Source organism: Halosimplex amylolyticum, from assembly GCF_051414035.1.
In the GTDB taxonomy this organism is placed as follows: Archaea; Halobacteriota; Halobacteria; order Halobacteriales; family Haloarculaceae; genus Halosimplex; species Halosimplex amylolyticum.
Map to the genome: position 1 here is coordinate 1,659,777 of NZ_JBLKNW010000001.1, position 15,015 is coordinate 1,674,791.

A 15,015-nucleotide genomic window follows, 5' to 3' on the forward strand; every position below is an offset into this window, starting at 1 on the left:
TGGAAGGTCCTCTACCGGTAGCGCGACCGACTCACTCCGGTTCTGGCGCCTCGACTCGCTCACGAAGCCACGCGGCGGCGTCCTCGACTTCCCCTTTTTCGCCCTGGATCTTCACGCGGACGGAGTCCCCGGGGTAGCTCCCGACAGTCACGTCGAAGGCCTCCCGCAAGTCGGCGATGCGGTCGAGCAGCGCGCTCTCGGGTTCGTCCGCGACGACCGTCGCGACGTGCTGGATCTCCCCCGCGAAGTCGTCGGCGACCGTCTCGAACATGGCCTTCATCTCCGTGGGCACGCCCGGGAGGACGTAGACGTTCCCGATCTCACAGCCCGGTGCGACGCCTTCCGGGTTTTCGAGCAGTCGAGCGCCGCGCGGGATGTCGGCGGTCCCCTCGGCGAGCTCGGAGGCCGCGTAGCCCCCCGCTGCCTCCAGCCAGTCTAGCACCTCCTGGCTCTCGACGACTTCGCGACCGAACGCGGCGGCGACGCCGTCCATGGTCAGGTCGTCGTGGGTCGGGCCGACGCCGCCGGTGACGAGCACCGCGTCGTACTCGGCGCGGTACTCGTTGACGACGCGGGCGATGTCGGCCACCCGGTCGGGCAGCGTCGTGACCCGCTCGACGTCGACGCCGCGCTCGTGCAGTCGCTCCCCCAGCCAGGCGGCGTTGGTGTTCACCGTGTCGCCGACGAGCAACTCGTCGCCGACCGTGACGATGGCAACGCGCATACCCGCCGTAGGAACCGTACCCGTAAAAGGTCGCCCGCTTCTGGCCGCCGGCCGACACTACCTTCGGCGCGTCAACGTCGGCACCGCCGCCGCCGTCAGCGCATCCCGGGCGGCGGGTCGTCGTCGTCGAACTCGTCGGTTTCGGTCTCCACGTCGAGTCCGATCTCCTCGCGCCTGCGTTCGAGGACCCGGATCTGCCGCAGGTAGTACAGCGCGCCGCCGATCCCGACCAGCGTCAGGACACCCCCGATCCCACCGAACAGCAGCAGGTCCCGCGCGAGGTAGTACCTGACCAGTATCGGGCCGCGCTCCGCGCGCTCCCACCGCACCGTCATCCGGTTCGTCTCCTCGTCCACTGGCGGCGTCGTGTAGTCGCCCGGCGACACCTTCGAGAGGAGCGGCACGCCGACGCGTGCCTGGGGCGGCAGCGTCACCTCGACCGAGTGCGGGGAGTCGAGGAACATCGGCGTCGCGAACCGCTTGGCGTTGGGGCGCTCTGCCGTGAACGCAACCTGTCCGCCGGCCTGCGGGAGCGTCACGTTCGCTCGCGACTGTCCGTGCTCGACGCCGAGGTTCGACCGGTTGGCCGGCGCGACGACGGTGCCGTTCGGGAACCGGAAGCGCAGCGCCGCGATCCGTAACGGCTCCTCCGTCCCGAGTTCGTCGCGCTGGTAGAGTTCGATGTGCGAGTCGTTCTCGACGGTGATGATGCCGGTAAACTGGCCCTTCGTGACGTTGTACGTCGTCGTCGCGTTGGTGTTCCAGTCGTAGCTGGCGTTGCGGTTGAGTTCGGTGTCGTCGGGCCCGCCGCCGCCGAAGGGCGAGCTACAGCCGGCCATGACGACCAGCAGGGCGAGCAACGCGAGGGCGGGAACCAGCCGGCGCCTCATGGAACGACGCAGAGGAGTTCGGAGGGCATGTACTGCCCGATGCTCGCGAGGAGTCCGGGCGGGTCGGTCTCCTCGCCGCAGACGATACTCTGTTCGAGTAGCCCGAGGCGCTCGACGGTGACGATGTCCTGGGCGTGGCCCGCGCGGTTGACCGTCGCGCGCGCCTCCGCTCGCGTCGCCGAGTTGACGTTCACCCGACCGCTCCCGCGCGTCCACTCGTAGAGGCGGTCGCGCTCGGCGTCGGCGAGCCGCGCCGGTTCGTCCTCCGCGGGGTCGCCGGCGACGAACCGCATCGGGAGGTGCTGGACGAGGCCGAACCGCGTCCGGATCTGCTCGGGCGTCCCCTGTCCGAGCCCGATCTCGTCGGTCGGGATGCGGACCTCGTTGCCGAAGCCCACGTCGAGGACGAACCCGTCGTCGTCCCAGGCGTCCAGCGTGCCGACGTACTCCTCGCCGGGCTCGAACTGGGGCGTCAGCTCGCCCCACTCCTCGGCGAGGACGTTGCGCGCGACCGTCTCGTCGTCCCCCTCGACGGTGACGGTCGGGAACTCGTCGTCGCGCAGGCCGACCGAGAACGACACGTCGAGGTCGCCGACGTCGTTGTCGACGAGCGACCGCAGCGAGTCGAGCGAGCGCTCGCGGGCGTCCCCCTCGACGTAGACCTTGGTTGCGAGTACGACCATCAGACCTCGGTTCCGTGCTCGACGTTCAGTTCGTCCCGCAGCTCCTCGATACGCGTCTCCATCGCGTCGACGAGCCGCGTGTTCTCCATCGCCTCGACCGGGTTGCCGCACTCGGGGCACTCGAAGCCGAACTCCATGGCCTCGCCGAACTCGAAGCGGATGCCGCAGGTCTCACAGAGGTAGAACTCGTTGTCTTTCTCGTAGTCCTCGCGCTCTTCGAGAGCCTCCAGCAGCCGGTGCATCTCCGATTCGAGCTGCTCGGGGATCTTCTCGTACTCGAAGGTCCACAGGTACGTGAGCCACCCCGAGTCCTCGTCGCGCAGGCGACGGTAGCTCGCCAGGTCGTTCTCGTAGAGGATGAAGAGAGCCCGGCGCACGTCGTTGAGCTCCAGCCCGAGCTCCTCGGCGAGCTCCTCGTCGGTCACCTCGCCGTCCGGCGGCGCCGCCGCCACCGGCATCCCTTTCGGGCCGACCAGCTCGTGTAAGTACTTCTGAATAACGGGGTCCTCCAGAAGGTCGTCAAACGCCATTACGGTGTTCTCAGTGCGTGAGGCGTTTAAAAGCACCGGACCACGTGGCCGCCGCCTGCCGTCGTTGGCTTCCGCGCCACGGCGAATTCGGCGGGTTCACACGGCCTATCCCGTCCGCTGTCGAACGGGTCGGTTCCCGACAGCGCCCTACCGCTCGCCGCTCGTGTCTTCGACCTGCTTGCCGGTCTCCTTCGGCACGACCGTTCGGTCGGCGTCCTCCCACTCGCGGTCGAGTTCGCGCCCGTCGAACAGCCGGTCGAGCGTGACCGCCAGCGACGCCACTTCCGAGTGGGGCTGGTTCGTGACGGCGACGTTGTAGTCTGCCCGCTCGTACACGTCGAAGGGCACCTTCTCGGCGCCGACGACGAACAGGACGGGCGTCCGGTCGTCGAGCGCCTCCCGGAGGTCGCCCTGCACGTCCTGGACCGGCAGGCCGTACATCGTGAGGTGGACGACTACGCCCTCCCAGTCGCGGATGGCGGCCTTCGGCGAGTCGGTGACCTCCACGTCGAACGGGCCGCCGAAGCGGTCGGTGATATCCCGCACGGTGTCGGCGGGCGAGGACGCCTCGGGGCCGAAGACGACGCGGTCGGCGCCGAGCGCCCGCGCGGTGAGCCCGACGTGTGTCGTCATCCGGTCGTCGCGGCCCGGCCGGTGTCCCAGGCGCAGGACGGCGACTTCGGGTTCGTCGTTCATGCTCCGCGGCTACGCGAGCCCCGTTTAGGAGCCTTCCGAAGGAAATCTCCGTCCGCGACCGATCAGGAGCCGTCCGGGCGCGCGCTTTCGACGGCGGACCGGACCGTCCCCCAGTCGAACCCGTCCAGCATGGTCCCGTCGACGACGACGGTCGGCGTCCCGCGAACGCCCTCGTCGATCCCCCGCTGCTTGTCCTCCTCGACGACGTTCCGGTAGGTCCGGCCCTCGGCCGCCGACCGGACTGCATCGCCGTCGACGCTCTCCGCGTCGGCCAGGTCGGCGTACGTTCCCGGCCCGAGGTCCGACTGGTTGTCGAAGATCCGGTCGGCGAACGCGAAGAACGTCTCGTCGTCCGCCGCGTCCTGCACCGCTCGCGCGGCGTTCGCGGCCGTGTACGAGTCCGGTTCGTGCATGTCCAGCGGGAAGTCGTAGTGCTCGTACCGCACGACGCCCTCCTCGACGTACTCGCTCACGACGTTCGGCTTGACCTGGGCGTTGAACTGGCGACACGCCGGACAGGCGAAGTCCTTGTAGACCCCGACGGTCACCGGCGCGTCCTCGTCCCCCAGCGTCGGCGCTGAGAGTGAGACGTCCCGCGCCGTCGCCGTTCCGCCGCTGCCCGGTCTCGACACGAGGCTGCCACAGCCCGCCAGGCCAGCGGCGATGCCCGCCGCCGCGCCGGCGAGGAAACGCCGTCTGCTTCCGCTGGGTCTCCCCGAATCCTGCATGTGTCGGCGGTAGTCACCATCGGTTATTACCCCTGTCGGTAACACGTTCGGACGACGACGGGCCGAGTCGCGATCGGAGGCCCCCGGTTCGGCGACCCAGTAGTTACCGGAACGCACATGTCGGCGGTGGACGACGTTGACCTATGGATCTCTCCGGCAAGCGGCTGGTCGTCACCGGCGGGGCGGGCTTCGTCGGCTCGCACCTCTGCGCCCGGCTGGTCGACGACAACGAGGTCGTGGCGGTCGACGACTTCTCCAACGGCGAGCGCGCGTGGCTCCCCGACGGCGTCGAGGTGGTCGAGGGCGACCTCACCGACCCGGACGTCGCCGCGGAGGCGATCACCGAAGACGTCGACGGCGTCTTCCACTTCGCCGCGAACAAAAACGCCGCCGCCGACGACGTCGACCAGTACCGCTTCAACAATCGCCTCACCGAGACGGTCATCGAACGGATGGACGAGGTCGGCGTCGAGAACATCGCGTTCACCTCCTCCTCGACGGTGTACGGCGAGGCCCCGCGACCCACGCCGGAAGACTACGCGCCGCTCGAACCCATCAGCATCTACGGGGCGAGTAAACTCGGCGAGGAGAGCCTCCTCTCCGTGTACGCCCACAGCCACGACTTCACCGTCTGGGTGTACCGCTTCGCCAACATCGTCGGGCCGCGACTGCAACTCGGGGCCGTCATCCCCGACTTCATCGACAAACTCGAAGACGGCCCCACCTCGCTGACCATCCTCGGCGACGGTCGCCAGGAGAAGTCCTACATGCACGTCGAGGACTGCGTCGACGCGATGTGCCACGTCGTCGAGCACGCGACGGACGACTTCAACGTCTACAACCTGGGCACGCGGACGACCACCTCTGTGACGGCGATCGCAGACATCGTCAGCGACGAGATGGGGCTCGATCCGAAGTACGAGTTCACCGGCGGCGACCGCGGGTGGGTCGGCGACGTGCCGCGGATGCGTCTCTCTATCGAGAAACTCTCCGCGCTCGGGTGGGAGCCTGAGGGGTCCAGCGACGACGCTGTCAGGCGTGCGACGCGGGAACTGCTCGCCGAGTGAGCCGCCGCTGTCCGTGTGATCGTCCCGTGCCCGATCGGGGTCAGGGTTCGTACGTGCCTTCGAGTTGCGCCTTGTCGACGACGTTGCCCTCGGCGGCGTCGTAGGCGTCGTCTTTCGTCGCGTCCCGGGAGAGGTCGAGTCGGTCGTCCAGCGCGTACAGCAGGAATCGGTACGTGTGCTCTCTGTCCGGCGGGTTCGGCCCGCCCCAGCCGGCCTCGCCGTAGTCGTTCTCGCCGGCGACGGCGCCGTCGGCCTCCAGGTCCCAGTCCTCGGGGATCGACTCGGTGTCGCCGTCGACGTTCCAGACGACCCAGTGGTCCCAGATCTTCCCGGCCGGTTCGCGCGCGTCGGGGTCGTCGACCACGATCAGGAACGACTCTGTGCTCGACGGCGCGTTCGCGATCTCCAGCGGAGGATTGACGTTGTCCGCCGTGTACCCGTACTTCTCGGGGATCCGGGCGCCGTCTTCGAACGCCGGACTGGTGAGCTGTAGGTCCGCCATGGTATCCTCTATCGCGATCCGTGGAGTCCCCGATTGATAAAGCCGCCCCACTGTTCGGCTGGGTCACAGATCCGAAATCGGCTGACCGGGCGGGGATCGTAGGGGGGAGGCGGCGAGCGCCACGCCTATATCCGGCCACCGCCAACCCGCGAGCGTGCAAGTCGTGGGGTACGAGACGGGCGTCGACGGGCCGCCAGCGCTGCTGATCGCGCGGGACGGTGCCGTCTCGGCCGAGTCGCTGGCGCGCGGAACAAAACTAACCTACTCGCTCGGCGAGCGCCACTGCGCCGGCGTGATCGACGACGGGGCGCACACGCCCTGCCCCGCCGCCGACGCCCCGTACTGCGACCGCCACACGTCCCGGTGGCCCTGTGCTCGCTGTACCGGCGAGTGTTCGCTCCCGCTCGAATCGTGCCGCGAGGAACACGCCATCTACCTCGCCGCGTTCGCACCGGAGACGTTCAAGGTGGGCGTCACGCGCTCCTGGCGCCTCGACACCCGGCTCCGCGAGCAGGGCGCGGACCGCGCCGCCCACCTCCGGACGGTCGCCGACGGCCGCGTCGCCCGGCAGATCGAGGCCGAGATCGCGACCGAGATCGGCGACCGGGTACGCGTCCCGACGAAGGTCCGCGGGCTCCACGAGTCAGTCGACGAAGCCGCCTGGACCGACCTCCTCGCCGACTTCGAGCCGATCGAGACGTTCGACTTCGACTACGGCGTGGACCTCGCCGACCGACCGGTGTCGGAGACGCTCGCCTCCGGGACTGTCAGGGGTTCGCAAGGTAGGGTGCTGTTACTCGACAACGGGGGGAGCACCTACGCCGTCGACATGCGCGACCTGGTCGGCTACGACCTCGAATCGGGGGAGAGCGACCGGAACCTGCAGTCGAGCCTCGGCGCGTTCGGGTAAGCTCGGCCCCGCGGGTCGCCGCCTTCCGACCCAGGTGTCGCACACAAGACATTTACCGGGTCGAAGCGCGCTGGGGAACGTGAATCGAGAAGCGTGGCTCGGCGTCCTCGCCCTGCTGCTCGTCGCGGCCGCCGTCGGCGTCGTCGCGCTGGCGCCCGGCGCGCTCGCCGAGCGGACCGACGAGGACGTCCGACCGAGCAGGCTGTCCCTCCAGGAACCCCGCGTCGCGGCCGGCGAGATCGGTGGCGAACGCGCCGAGCTGTCGCTGGACGTCCGGATGGACCACCGCGGCGGCGACGCGGACAACGTCACCGTCGAGGTGCAGGCCGTCGACACGGACACCGGACTCGTGGCGACGACGGTGCGCAAGAACCTCGGCACCATCGAGGGCGACCGCGAAGTCCGCACGCGGATGAACGTCACCGTCGACAGACAGGGTGGCTACCGTCTCTCCATCCGCCTCTACGAGGACGGCCGTCGCATCGACATCGGGAGCACGGACGTCAGCGGCGTCGACTCGCTCACGCCCGATTACGCCCGGACGGGCGTCGACTTCCACCGCTTCGGCACAGGCGAGGGGAGTCTCCCGGTGATCACCTACGACATCGCCGGCGAGGACGGGAACCGGACGACGCTCCGGACCGGTACGTACCTCACTAACCGCGGTGACGACCCCGCCGCCGGACTGGAACTGGTCGTGATGGCGCGGCAGGTCGAGTCGAACGTCATCGCCGACCGCGAGACGGTCTCGATCGGCAACATCCGGCCGGGCAGGACCGTCACGGAGACGGCCGAGCTGACCGTGCCGTCGAACTACAACTACTACCTCGACGGCATCCTGCTGAAAGACGGCGTCATCGTCGGGACCGCGACGGCCCCGGCGAAACTCGACCCGTCGCGACCGGCGCCGAAAAACGAGACGCGCGAGGAAGTCGACTTCCAGGCCGGCGACTTCGAACAGACGCCCGACCGCGGCGACGACGACGGCTTCGATACCCCGATGCCGACCCAGAGCAGCGGCGGCCCCGGATTCGGTGCGATAGGGGCGCTCGCCGCGCTCGTCGGACTGGCAGCGATCGCAGCACGGAGGCACGCATGACCGACACTACCCGCGACGACGAGACCGCGAACGACCAGCCAAGGACCGATGGAACCGACACCGACGATCCCAGCACCGACCGGGACGCGCCGGAATCGGCGGACCGACCGGACGAGGCCACCGAGCGGCCGGCAGGGCTCTCCTCCGCGAGCGACGGCGGGAACTGGGACGCCGCGGCGACGAGTGCGGCCGGCGAGCGCGACCGTGGTTCGGAACGCGACGTCGACCGCGACGGCGGCCGAGATATCGGGACGTACGTGGAGTGGGCAGCGTTCGGGATCCTGTGTCTGCTGGCGCTGGTGGCGACGTTCAGGTTCTACTTCGCCGCGTCGGAGGCGATCCGGGTGTGGTTCAGCCCGGACTTCGTGCCGGTGTTCCAGGCGGTGTTCAACCTGCTCGTGCTCGTCGCGTCGGTGGCCGGCATCTCGGTGCTGGTGCGCCGCATCGCCTGAGTACGACAACCCTTTTGGGACGCCGCGGCAAAGCGAGACCATGGCAGACGATACTTCCGAGGAGAACGACGCACCCACCGAGGAGGCGACCGACGAGGCTCCCGACGGGGACGAGGACCAGAGTGAGGGCGAGTCCAAGTCCTTCCGCGAGCGCGTCGAGGAGATCCGCCAGCAGCGCGCCGAAGAGGGCGACGACGACGGCGAGGGCATGAGCCGCGAGGAGCGCATGGAAGAGATGATGGGCGGCGGCGGCCCGCCCGGCATGGGCGGTGGCGGCGGCGGCAACCCGTTCGCGCAGATGATGGGCGGCATGATGGGCGGCGGCGGCCCGGGCGGCCCGCCCGGCATGGGCGGCGGTCCCGGCGGCCGCGGGGAAGAGTCCACCGGCGACGAGGAACTCACCCGCGAAGTCCGGAAGCTCCGCGACGAGGTCCACGACGTGCGACGCACCCTCGACCGGATCGCCGACGCGCTCGAAGACTGAACGGATAGTTCAGCCTCTCTTCTCCGCCAGATAGACGACCGCCAGCTCGTGAAGCGCCGGATGCGGCTGTGCTGGCGGTCGCGCCGACTGAACGACCGACAGTGCCTCCCGGAACGGCCGCTCGTCAGCGACAGCCAGGGCGACGGCCGCGAGCGTCGCGCTCCGGGAGACGCCGTGCGAGCAGTGGATCAGCAGCGACCTCTCACCGAGGAGTCGACAGGCCGCGTCGGCGGCCGCCTCGAAAGGAGGCCAGTCCGCCTCGGGGCCGTCGACGAGCGGCCGGTGGTGGGTGGTCAGCGGCTGCGGCTCGCGCGTCGCGGATAGCACGCGATCGAACGACCGGTCGTGTCGGTCCGGATCGGCCGCGTGGACGTTCCCGAGGAACAGGTCGCGGTCGCCGATCCGGGCGACGATCGGGGCGTCGTGGCGGTGACCGAACGGACGGACGACGACGCGTCCGTCCCGCCACCAGTCGGGGCCATGCATGGCTGTTGGGCGATCGGGTGATCCGTTCGGGCGAGAAGAACCGGCGGCGAAGTCGGGCGACTCGCGAGCGCTACTCCTCGTAGGCGAGTTTCATCACGAACTGCGAGAAGGTGTCGCTGTGGGCGTTGACCTCGTCGTCGCCGACGAACGGGGAGAGCATGTCGCCGGCCATCAGAAGCGAGAAGTCCAGGTCGCGGGCCGCCGGCTCCAGATAGTAGGTGTTGTGGCCGTTGTAGACCGTCTCCTCGCGCTGGATGAGGTCCTGGTCCGCCAGCGAGTCGGCGATCCGGCTGCCCTTGCGGGACCCGACGTCCAGTTCCTTCCAGAAGTCGCTCTGGTGGATGCCACCCGTCTCGCGGATGAGTTCCAGTCCCGCTCGCTCGTCCTCGTTGAGGTCGGCTTCGGCAGCGGCCATACCAGTACCGTCCGTGTTTGGGCCGTTTAAATTTGGCTGTCGACCGTTCGGTAATCCGTCTCACACGGCGGCCCGTCGGCGTACCGGTAGCGCGACCCCTCGCGACCGATCTCGACGAGCGACGACGACCGCGTCCCGAAGTGGTCCCGATGGATACAGACGCCGTACTCGTGGTCCGAGATCACGTCCGCCGCGCGGTCGAGCCACGCCGTACTGGTCTCTCCGGGTTCGACCTGGAGCACCGCAGCCACATTCCCGGCGTTGTGGGCCTGGGCCTCGCCCGCCTCCGCGCGGGCCTCGGGGATCACGTAGTCGCCGTCCGCGCCGACGTTCACGACGACGTGGACGCCGGGGTCGAAGTTCTGCACGCGGCGGCTGTCGCCGTCCCACTCCACGAACAGCGCCGCGTTCGCGTCGGCGATGACGAGGTTGAAGCCGTCGTACCGGCGGTCGTCGAGTTCGCGCTCGACCAGTCGGGCGGCCTCCTCGGCGGTGGACTGACGGAGCGCGTCGCGGACGAGCAGGCCGCGCGAGCGCTCGGCTGCGCCCTCGTCCTCGGCGCCAGTCCATCGGTTAGTGATCGCGACGAAGACGCCGTGCTCGTTGTAGCCGATCCAGGTGCCGCCGGCTTCCTCGTCGCGCGGCGCGAGGACGCGCGGCGACTCGTCGACCAGCGCGGGGGGCGTCGAGGGTCTATCGCGCATCTCGTCGCGGTTGGCCGCAGCGACGACCGGGGCGTCGGTGAAGACTTGCCAGGCGAAGACGAGCGTGCACACGACTCGGGGTAGGCACGGAACGGGATTAAACGTCGCGGCGGTGTCGGAGCGGCCCGTGGCCGGCCGCCGCGACTCAGTCGGTCCGCGCAGCGGCGAGTCGCTCCCGGACGGCGTCGCGGTCGACGGTCCCGGAGTGCGTCCGCGGCAGTTCGTCGGCGAAGGCGACGGTCTTCGGAACGGCGAAGGCCGCCAGTCTATCGCGAGCGGCGTCACGAATTCGGTCCGCGGTGAGTTCGGTCGTCCCGGTCGAGTCCGTCACGGCGGTCGCGTCGCCAGTGGGGACGACCAGCGCGGCGACGCGCTCGCCCCACTCCTCGTCGGGGATCCCGACCACTGCTGCGTCCTCGACGCCGTCGACCTCGCGGAGCGCGTCGGCGACGCGGGCTGGGTGGACGTTCTCGCCCCCGGTGACGATGGCGTCGTCGACGCGCCCGACGATCCAGAGGCGCCCGTCTTCGTCGGCGTGCCCCAGGTCGCCGGTGTGGAAGCCGCAGTCGCCGAACGCGGCCGCGGTCTGCTCGTCGTCGAGGTACCCGGGCGTCACGGTCGGCCCGTCGACCACGAGTTCGCCCGGTTCGCTCGGCTCCGCGGTGGCTTCACCCTCGCCTCCACTGTCGAGGACGGTCACGGTCGTGTTCCGTAACGGCCGACCGACTGTGTCGGGATGCGAGCGGGCCTCCTCGGGCGTCGCGGTCGCCACCTGCGACGCCGTCTCGGTCATTCCGTAGGTCGGGTAGGCAGGTACGCCGCGGTCTGCGCAGCGCTCGATCAGGTCGCGGGAGGCCGGCGCGCCGCCGAGCAGGACGAACCGGAGCGAATCAGATGGCGACCATCCGTCGTCGAGCAGGCGCGTGAGCATCGTCGGGACGAGCGATACCCCCGAGATGTCGAATTCGTCGAGAACGCCCGCCGTCGCGTCGGCGTCGAACTCTCGCTGGACGACCGTCGTCGTCCCGTACAGCGTCGACCGGACGAGCGGCGCCAGCCCGCCCATGTGGTACATTGGGAGACAGACCAGCCAGCGGTCGTCGGGGTCGACGCCCAGTCGGTGGGCCGACCCGACGGCGCTGGCGACGAGGTTCCGGCGAGTGAGTCGCACGCCCTTCGGGTCGCCCGACGTGCCCGAGGTGAACATGACCACGCGCTCGCCGTCGAGCGGCGTCTCGACGGGTTCGCGGGCGTCTGCCCCGGTACACTTGAGCGCGGCGACGGCGTCCGACTCCGGTTCGTCGACCGAAGCGATCGGGACGTCCGACGGCGCCACCTCCGTCGCCAGCGACTCGGTGGACCTGGCGCAGACGAGCGCGTCGATGTCTGCCCGTGACGCCTGCGAACGGAGTCGCTCTACAGGGAGTTCGACGTTCAGCGGGACCGCGCTCGCGCCGAGTCGACCGGTCGCGAAGTAGCAGTTGGCGAACGCGACGCGGGTCCCGAACAGGAGTCCGACGCGACCGCGCGCGTCCTCGACCGAGTCGCCGTCCGCGACGTCGAACTGGTCGTGGAGTCGGGCGGCCCTGGCGGACACCCACTCGTCGAACTCGCGATAGGTCCACTCGGAGTCGCTGTCGGCGTCCACTACGGCCGTCGCGTCGGGTGTCGACGCCGCGCGTTCGCAGAGGAGGTCTCCCGAAGGGTCGAGCACCGGGTCGTCGACCGGCCACTCGTTGGATGCGGGGAGCCTCACAGTCCCACCTCGGACGCATCGATACCGACGCCCGGTTCCTGCGGGACGGCGATCGATCCGTCCGACACCGGTGCCGGGTCGGGTGCGAGGTCCTCGGCGAGCAGTTCGCCAGTCGCGAGTCCGCAGGGAGCCACGTCCGGGATCGCGGCGGCGACGTGAACGGCGGCGGTGCGCGCGACGACCGCGTCGACGGTCGTCGTCACGACGGGTTCGATCCCCTCATCGCGGGCCCGCATCGCGAGGGTGTGCGCGGTGCCGGGCCCGCCCAGCACCATCGGTTTCAGGACGACGACGTCCGCCGCGTCGGCGTCGAACACCTCGGCCATCGAGCGCTCGGCGAGCGTCTCGTCGAGGGCGATATCGACGCCGTCGCTCCGCTCCCGCAGGGCCCCGAGACCGGACAGGTCGTCCGCCGGCAACGGCTGTTCGACGTACGCTACGCCAACGGGAGCGAGGGCGTCGATGGCACGTTCGGCCTCGTTGCGCGACCATGCGCCGTTGGCGTCCAGTCTGAGCGCCACGTCGTCGCCGACCGCCTCGCGGACCGCGCGGACTCGTTCGATATCGGCGTCGACGGACCGCGCGCCGACCTTGAGCTTCAGACAGTCGAACCCTCGTTCGACGGCCTCGACGGCCCGTTCGACCGTCGGTTCGCGGTCGGCGTCGCCCACGGTCGCGTTGACGGGAACGCGGTGGACGGTCCGCGAGTCGTCGAACCAGCGATAGAGCGGGAGTCCGTCGGCGCGCGCGTCGGCGTCCAGCAGCGCGGTCGCGAAGCCGTGGCGTGCGGCGCGCACCTCCTTCGCGTCGAGTTCGAGCAGGGCGGCGCTGTGGTCGCCGTCCGCGCCGGCGGCGAGCGCGCGGTCGAGTGCGGCCTCGCAGTCGGCGAGCGACTCGGTCCACCCCGGCAAGGGCGTCGCTTCGCCGATCCCTGTCTCGCCGCGGTGGTCGTAACGGACGAGGAACCCCGATCGCTCGTCGACGTCCCCGGAGGCGGTCGAGAGCGGCGATTCGAGCGGGAGGGAGAACGACCGGGTCGACGCGGACCGGTCGTCGCTCATAGCAGTGCGGGTGCGGCGAGGCCGGCGGCGAACAGGATCGAGTGGGCGAACAGCGTCTGTCCGACCCGTTCGAGCGCCGGATTGAGTGCCTCACCGTCGGTGCGTTCGAGGACGGTCCTGCTCACGCTCGCCGCGAGGGGAAGCGAGGCGAGCGGGGCGAGCGCCCAGGGCCCGTACTCGGGGTCGAGCGCGAAGACGACGGGGACGACGTAGGCCATCCCGACGAGCGCGAGGAACTCGACGCGGCTCCACGTGTAGCCCAGCATCACGGCGAGCGTCCGCTTGCCCGCGGCGGCGTCGGTCTCCCTGTCGCGGACGTTGTTGACGACGAGGATCGCGGTCGAGAGGCCGGCCGCGGGGAGACTCGCGACGACGGCCGCGAGCGGGAGCGTTCCGTCGGGGATCGCCATCGGGAACAGTCCGACATCGGCCTCGGTCACCGCCTGGACGTAGTACGTCCCGGTCACGGCGACGACGCCGAAGTAGACGAAGACGAACAGGTCGCCGAGGCCGCGGTAGCCGTAGGGAGCCGGTCCCCCGGTGTAGAGGACACCGGCGGCGATGGCGGAGAGGCCGACGAGGAGGATCGGGACGCCGCCGATAGCGACGAGGTACGTGCCAACGACGACGGCCAGGCCGTAGGTGGCGATCATCGCCCACTTGACCTGTTCGGGCGGGATGATACCGCCGGCGGTCACGCGGGTGAACCCCTCGCGCTCGTCGGTGTCGGCGCCCTTCATCGCGTCGTAGTAGTCGTTCGCGAAGTTGGTCCCCACCTGGATGAGCAGGGCGCCGACGAGCGCCGCGAGCCAGGGGAGTGGCGCGAACACGCCGGCGTGGACGGCTAGCCCCGCGCCGACGATCACCGGCGCCGAGCCCGCCGGAAGGGTCTGCGGCCGGGCCGCCATCAGCCAGGCGCGCGTCTTCGAGACCTGCGCGTCTGCGGTCGACATACCCGCCAGTCCGGCCCCGCCGAGTGTCAAAGTTGGCATCCGCCGCGGTCGGCGCGAGGGAAACTCCCTGCGAGGCGACGGTCCGACGCCGGTGAGAGCGGTCGCGGTCAACCCGGCGTCGGGTCGCCGTCACCGAGAATCCTGTCGATGATACTCTGTCGATCCGGTGCCTTCTCGTCATCGCCGTCGGGCGTCGGGAAGTCGGGCAAGTCTGGCATTGAACCGAACTCCCTCCGGTCGATAGTTGTGCCTCCACGCCGGTAAGGGATGTCCCGGGATTAGCAGCGGTCCCCGCCGGCGGGTCGCCGACGCAGCCGCCGCAGCAGGTGACTCGCCTTCCGACGGACGTACGACTCCTCGACGTATTCGGCGTCCAGTTCGTCGAGGACCCGGCGCATCCGCTTCGATCCTCGGTCGCGGTCGATACCAGCGTCCTGGAGGTGTTTCAGCGGGTGCCGGCGCCAGTTGAACTCCTCGTGTGCGTACACGTCTATTCGGTCAGATTCCTGCCTGACGAGGACGGCGTGGAGTTGTCGGTCCGCCAACGGCGATTCCCGGTAGACCCAGCTCCCGTTCGTCTGGTTGCCGAGCTGCGTGTAGTGGTACATACTCACCGGATTCCAGCGGAACCCGTACTCCGAGAGTCGCGACTCCAGGTCCTCGATCGGATTCTCGAACGTCCCCGCGTATGCGCTGGGATACACGCGATACGTCTCCGGCACCACCGATCGGACCGCCCGGTCGAGCCAGGGGCCGACCGCGCTGCGGACGCGATACCCGAGGCGTCGCTCGACAGGCTGGGACATGCGCTATGTTCGGCCGCGAGATGGGAGAACGTTACGGCGCCGACCCCGGGATTCGATATCGGATGGAGA

19 protein-coding genes are annotated in these 15,015 nt (G+C 69.7%); 5 read left to right on the forward strand and 14 right to left on the reverse strand.

The annotated features are described in order from the left end of the window. Positions 1 to 31: 31 nt before the first annotated feature. From ACMGFE_RS07810 to ACMGFE_RS07835, 6 genes are all read right to left on the reverse strand, one after another. On the reverse strand, positions 32 to 724 hold the full coding sequence (locus ACMGFE_RS07810) for a competence/damage-inducible protein A (protein ID WP_436924536.1): 693 nt from the start codon (positions 722 to 724) through the stop codon (positions 32 to 34). Between the two features lie 95 nt (positions 725 to 819). Continuing rightward, positions 820 to 1,614, reverse strand: a complete 795-nt coding sequence (locus tag ACMGFE_RS07815) for a DUF5803 family protein (RefSeq protein WP_436924537.1) — start codon at positions 1,612 to 1,614, stop codon at positions 820 to 822. Next, positions 1,611 to 2,297 carry a DUF2110 family protein gene (locus ACMGFE_RS07820; RefSeq protein ID WP_436924538.1) on the reverse strand — a complete coding sequence of 229 codons (687 nt, stop codon included), beginning with the start codon at positions 2,295 to 2,297 and terminating at the stop codon, positions 1,611 to 1,613. The genes ACMGFE_RS07815 and ACMGFE_RS07820 overlap by 4 nt, the downstream gene beginning before the upstream one ends. Then, positions 2,297 to 2,827 carry a transcription factor E gene (gene tfe, locus ACMGFE_RS07825; protein WP_436924539.1) on the reverse strand — a complete coding sequence of 177 codons (531 nt, stop codon included), beginning with the start codon at positions 2,825 to 2,827 and terminating at the stop codon, positions 2,297 to 2,299. The genes ACMGFE_RS07820 and tfe overlap by 1 nt, the downstream gene beginning before the upstream one ends. 147 nt (positions 2,828 to 2,974) lie before the next feature. Continuing rightward, a complete protein-coding gene (locus ACMGFE_RS07830; protein ID WP_436924540.1) occupies positions 2,975 to 3,523 on the reverse strand; it encodes a tRNA (cytidine(56)-2'-O)-methyltransferase in 549 nt (182 codons plus the stop codon). A gap of 62 nt (positions 3,524 to 3,585) precedes the next feature. Then, positions 3,586 to 4,251, reverse strand: coding sequence for a DsbA family protein (locus ACMGFE_RS07835; protein WP_436924542.1), 666 nt, complete (start codon positions 4,249 to 4,251; stop codon positions 3,586 to 3,588). A 143-nt stretch (positions 4,252 to 4,394) separates the two neighbouring features. Here ACMGFE_RS07835 and ACMGFE_RS07840 point away from each other — a divergent pair, with 143 nt between their 5' ends. Further along, positions 4,395 to 5,318 (forward strand): NAD-dependent epimerase/dehydratase family protein, encoded by a 924-nt coding sequence (locus ACMGFE_RS07840; protein WP_436924543.1) that lies wholly within the window; start codon positions 4,395 to 4,397, stop codon positions 5,316 to 5,318. Positions 5,319 to 5,358: 40 nt separating this feature from the next. Here ACMGFE_RS07840 and ACMGFE_RS07845 read toward each other — a convergent pair whose 3' ends face one another. Beyond that, positions 5,359 to 5,820, reverse strand: coding sequence for a YbhB/YbcL family Raf kinase inhibitor-like protein (locus ACMGFE_RS07845; RefSeq protein ID WP_436924544.1), 462 nt, complete (start codon positions 5,818 to 5,820; stop codon positions 5,359 to 5,361). 154 nt (positions 5,821 to 5,974) lie between these two features. Here ACMGFE_RS07845 and ACMGFE_RS07850 point away from each other — a divergent pair, with 154 nt between their 5' ends. The 4 genes from ACMGFE_RS07850 (at position 5,975) to ACMGFE_RS07865 (ending at position 8,765) form a co-directional block, all read left to right on the forward strand. Then, positions 5,975 to 6,730: a DUF2797 domain-containing protein gene (locus tag ACMGFE_RS07850; RefSeq protein WP_436924545.1), complete on the forward strand. Its 756-nt coding sequence runs from the start codon at positions 5,975 to 5,977 to the stop codon at positions 6,728 to 6,730. Between the two features lie 79 nt (positions 6,731 to 6,809). After that, on the forward strand, positions 6,810 to 7,829 hold the full coding sequence (locus tag ACMGFE_RS07855; protein WP_436924546.1) for a DUF7490 domain-containing protein: 1,020 nt from the start codon (positions 6,810 to 6,812) through the stop codon (positions 7,827 to 7,829). Then, a complete protein-coding gene (locus tag ACMGFE_RS07860) occupies positions 7,826 to 8,281 on the forward strand; it encodes a DUF8060 family membrane protein (protein WP_436924547.1) in 456 nt (151 codons plus the stop codon). The genes ACMGFE_RS07855 and ACMGFE_RS07860 overlap by 4 nt, the downstream gene beginning before the upstream one ends. A 40-nt stretch (positions 8,282 to 8,321) precedes the next feature. Continuing rightward, positions 8,322 to 8,765, forward strand: coding sequence for a hypothetical protein (locus tag ACMGFE_RS07865; protein WP_436924548.1), 444 nt, complete (start codon positions 8,322 to 8,324; stop codon positions 8,763 to 8,765). 9 nt (positions 8,766 to 8,774) lie between these two features. Here ACMGFE_RS07865 and ACMGFE_RS07870 read toward each other — a convergent pair whose 3' ends face one another. The 7 genes from ACMGFE_RS07870 to ACMGFE_RS07900 form a co-directional block, all read right to left on the reverse strand. Beyond that, a complete protein-coding gene (locus ACMGFE_RS07870) occupies positions 8,775 to 9,251 on the reverse strand; it encodes a protein-tyrosine phosphatase family protein (RefSeq protein ID WP_436924549.1) in 477 nt (158 codons plus the stop codon). Positions 9,252 to 9,321: 70 nt separating this feature from the next. Further along, positions 9,322 to 9,666 (reverse strand): helix-turn-helix transcriptional regulator, encoded by a 345-nt coding sequence (locus ACMGFE_RS07875; protein ID WP_436924550.1) that lies wholly within the window; start codon positions 9,664 to 9,666, stop codon positions 9,322 to 9,324. Positions 9,667 to 9,692: 26 nt separating this feature from the next. Beyond that, positions 9,693 to 10,442: an NRDE family protein gene (locus tag ACMGFE_RS07880; protein WP_436924551.1), complete on the reverse strand. Its 750-nt coding sequence runs from the start codon at positions 10,440 to 10,442 to the stop codon at positions 9,693 to 9,695. Between the two features lie 73 nt (positions 10,443 to 10,515). Next, the gene (locus ACMGFE_RS07885; protein ID WP_436924553.1) at positions 10,516 to 12,126 is read right to left on the reverse strand and encodes a class I adenylate-forming enzyme family protein; all 1,611 of its coding nucleotides are present in this window, start codon (positions 12,124 to 12,126) and stop codon (positions 10,516 to 10,518) included. After that, the gene (gene menC / locus ACMGFE_RS07890) at positions 12,123 to 13,187 is read right to left on the reverse strand and encodes an o-succinylbenzoate synthase (protein ID WP_436924554.1); all 1,065 of its coding nucleotides are present in this window, start codon (positions 13,185 to 13,187) and stop codon (positions 12,123 to 12,125) included. Before menC ends, ACMGFE_RS07885 begins: the two co-directional genes overlap by 4 nt. Then, positions 13,184 to 14,140: a 1,4-dihydroxy-2-naphthoate polyprenyltransferase gene (locus ACMGFE_RS07895; protein ID WP_436924555.1), complete on the reverse strand. Its 957-nt coding sequence runs from the start codon at positions 14,138 to 14,140 to the stop codon at positions 13,184 to 13,186. The genes menC and ACMGFE_RS07895 overlap by 4 nt, the downstream gene beginning before the upstream one ends. Positions 14,141 to 14,418: 278 nt before the next feature. Further along, a complete protein-coding gene (locus ACMGFE_RS07900) occupies positions 14,419 to 14,946 on the reverse strand; it encodes a hypothetical protein (RefSeq protein WP_436924556.1) in 528 nt (175 codons plus the stop codon). Positions 14,947 to 15,015: the final 69 nt, after the last annotated feature.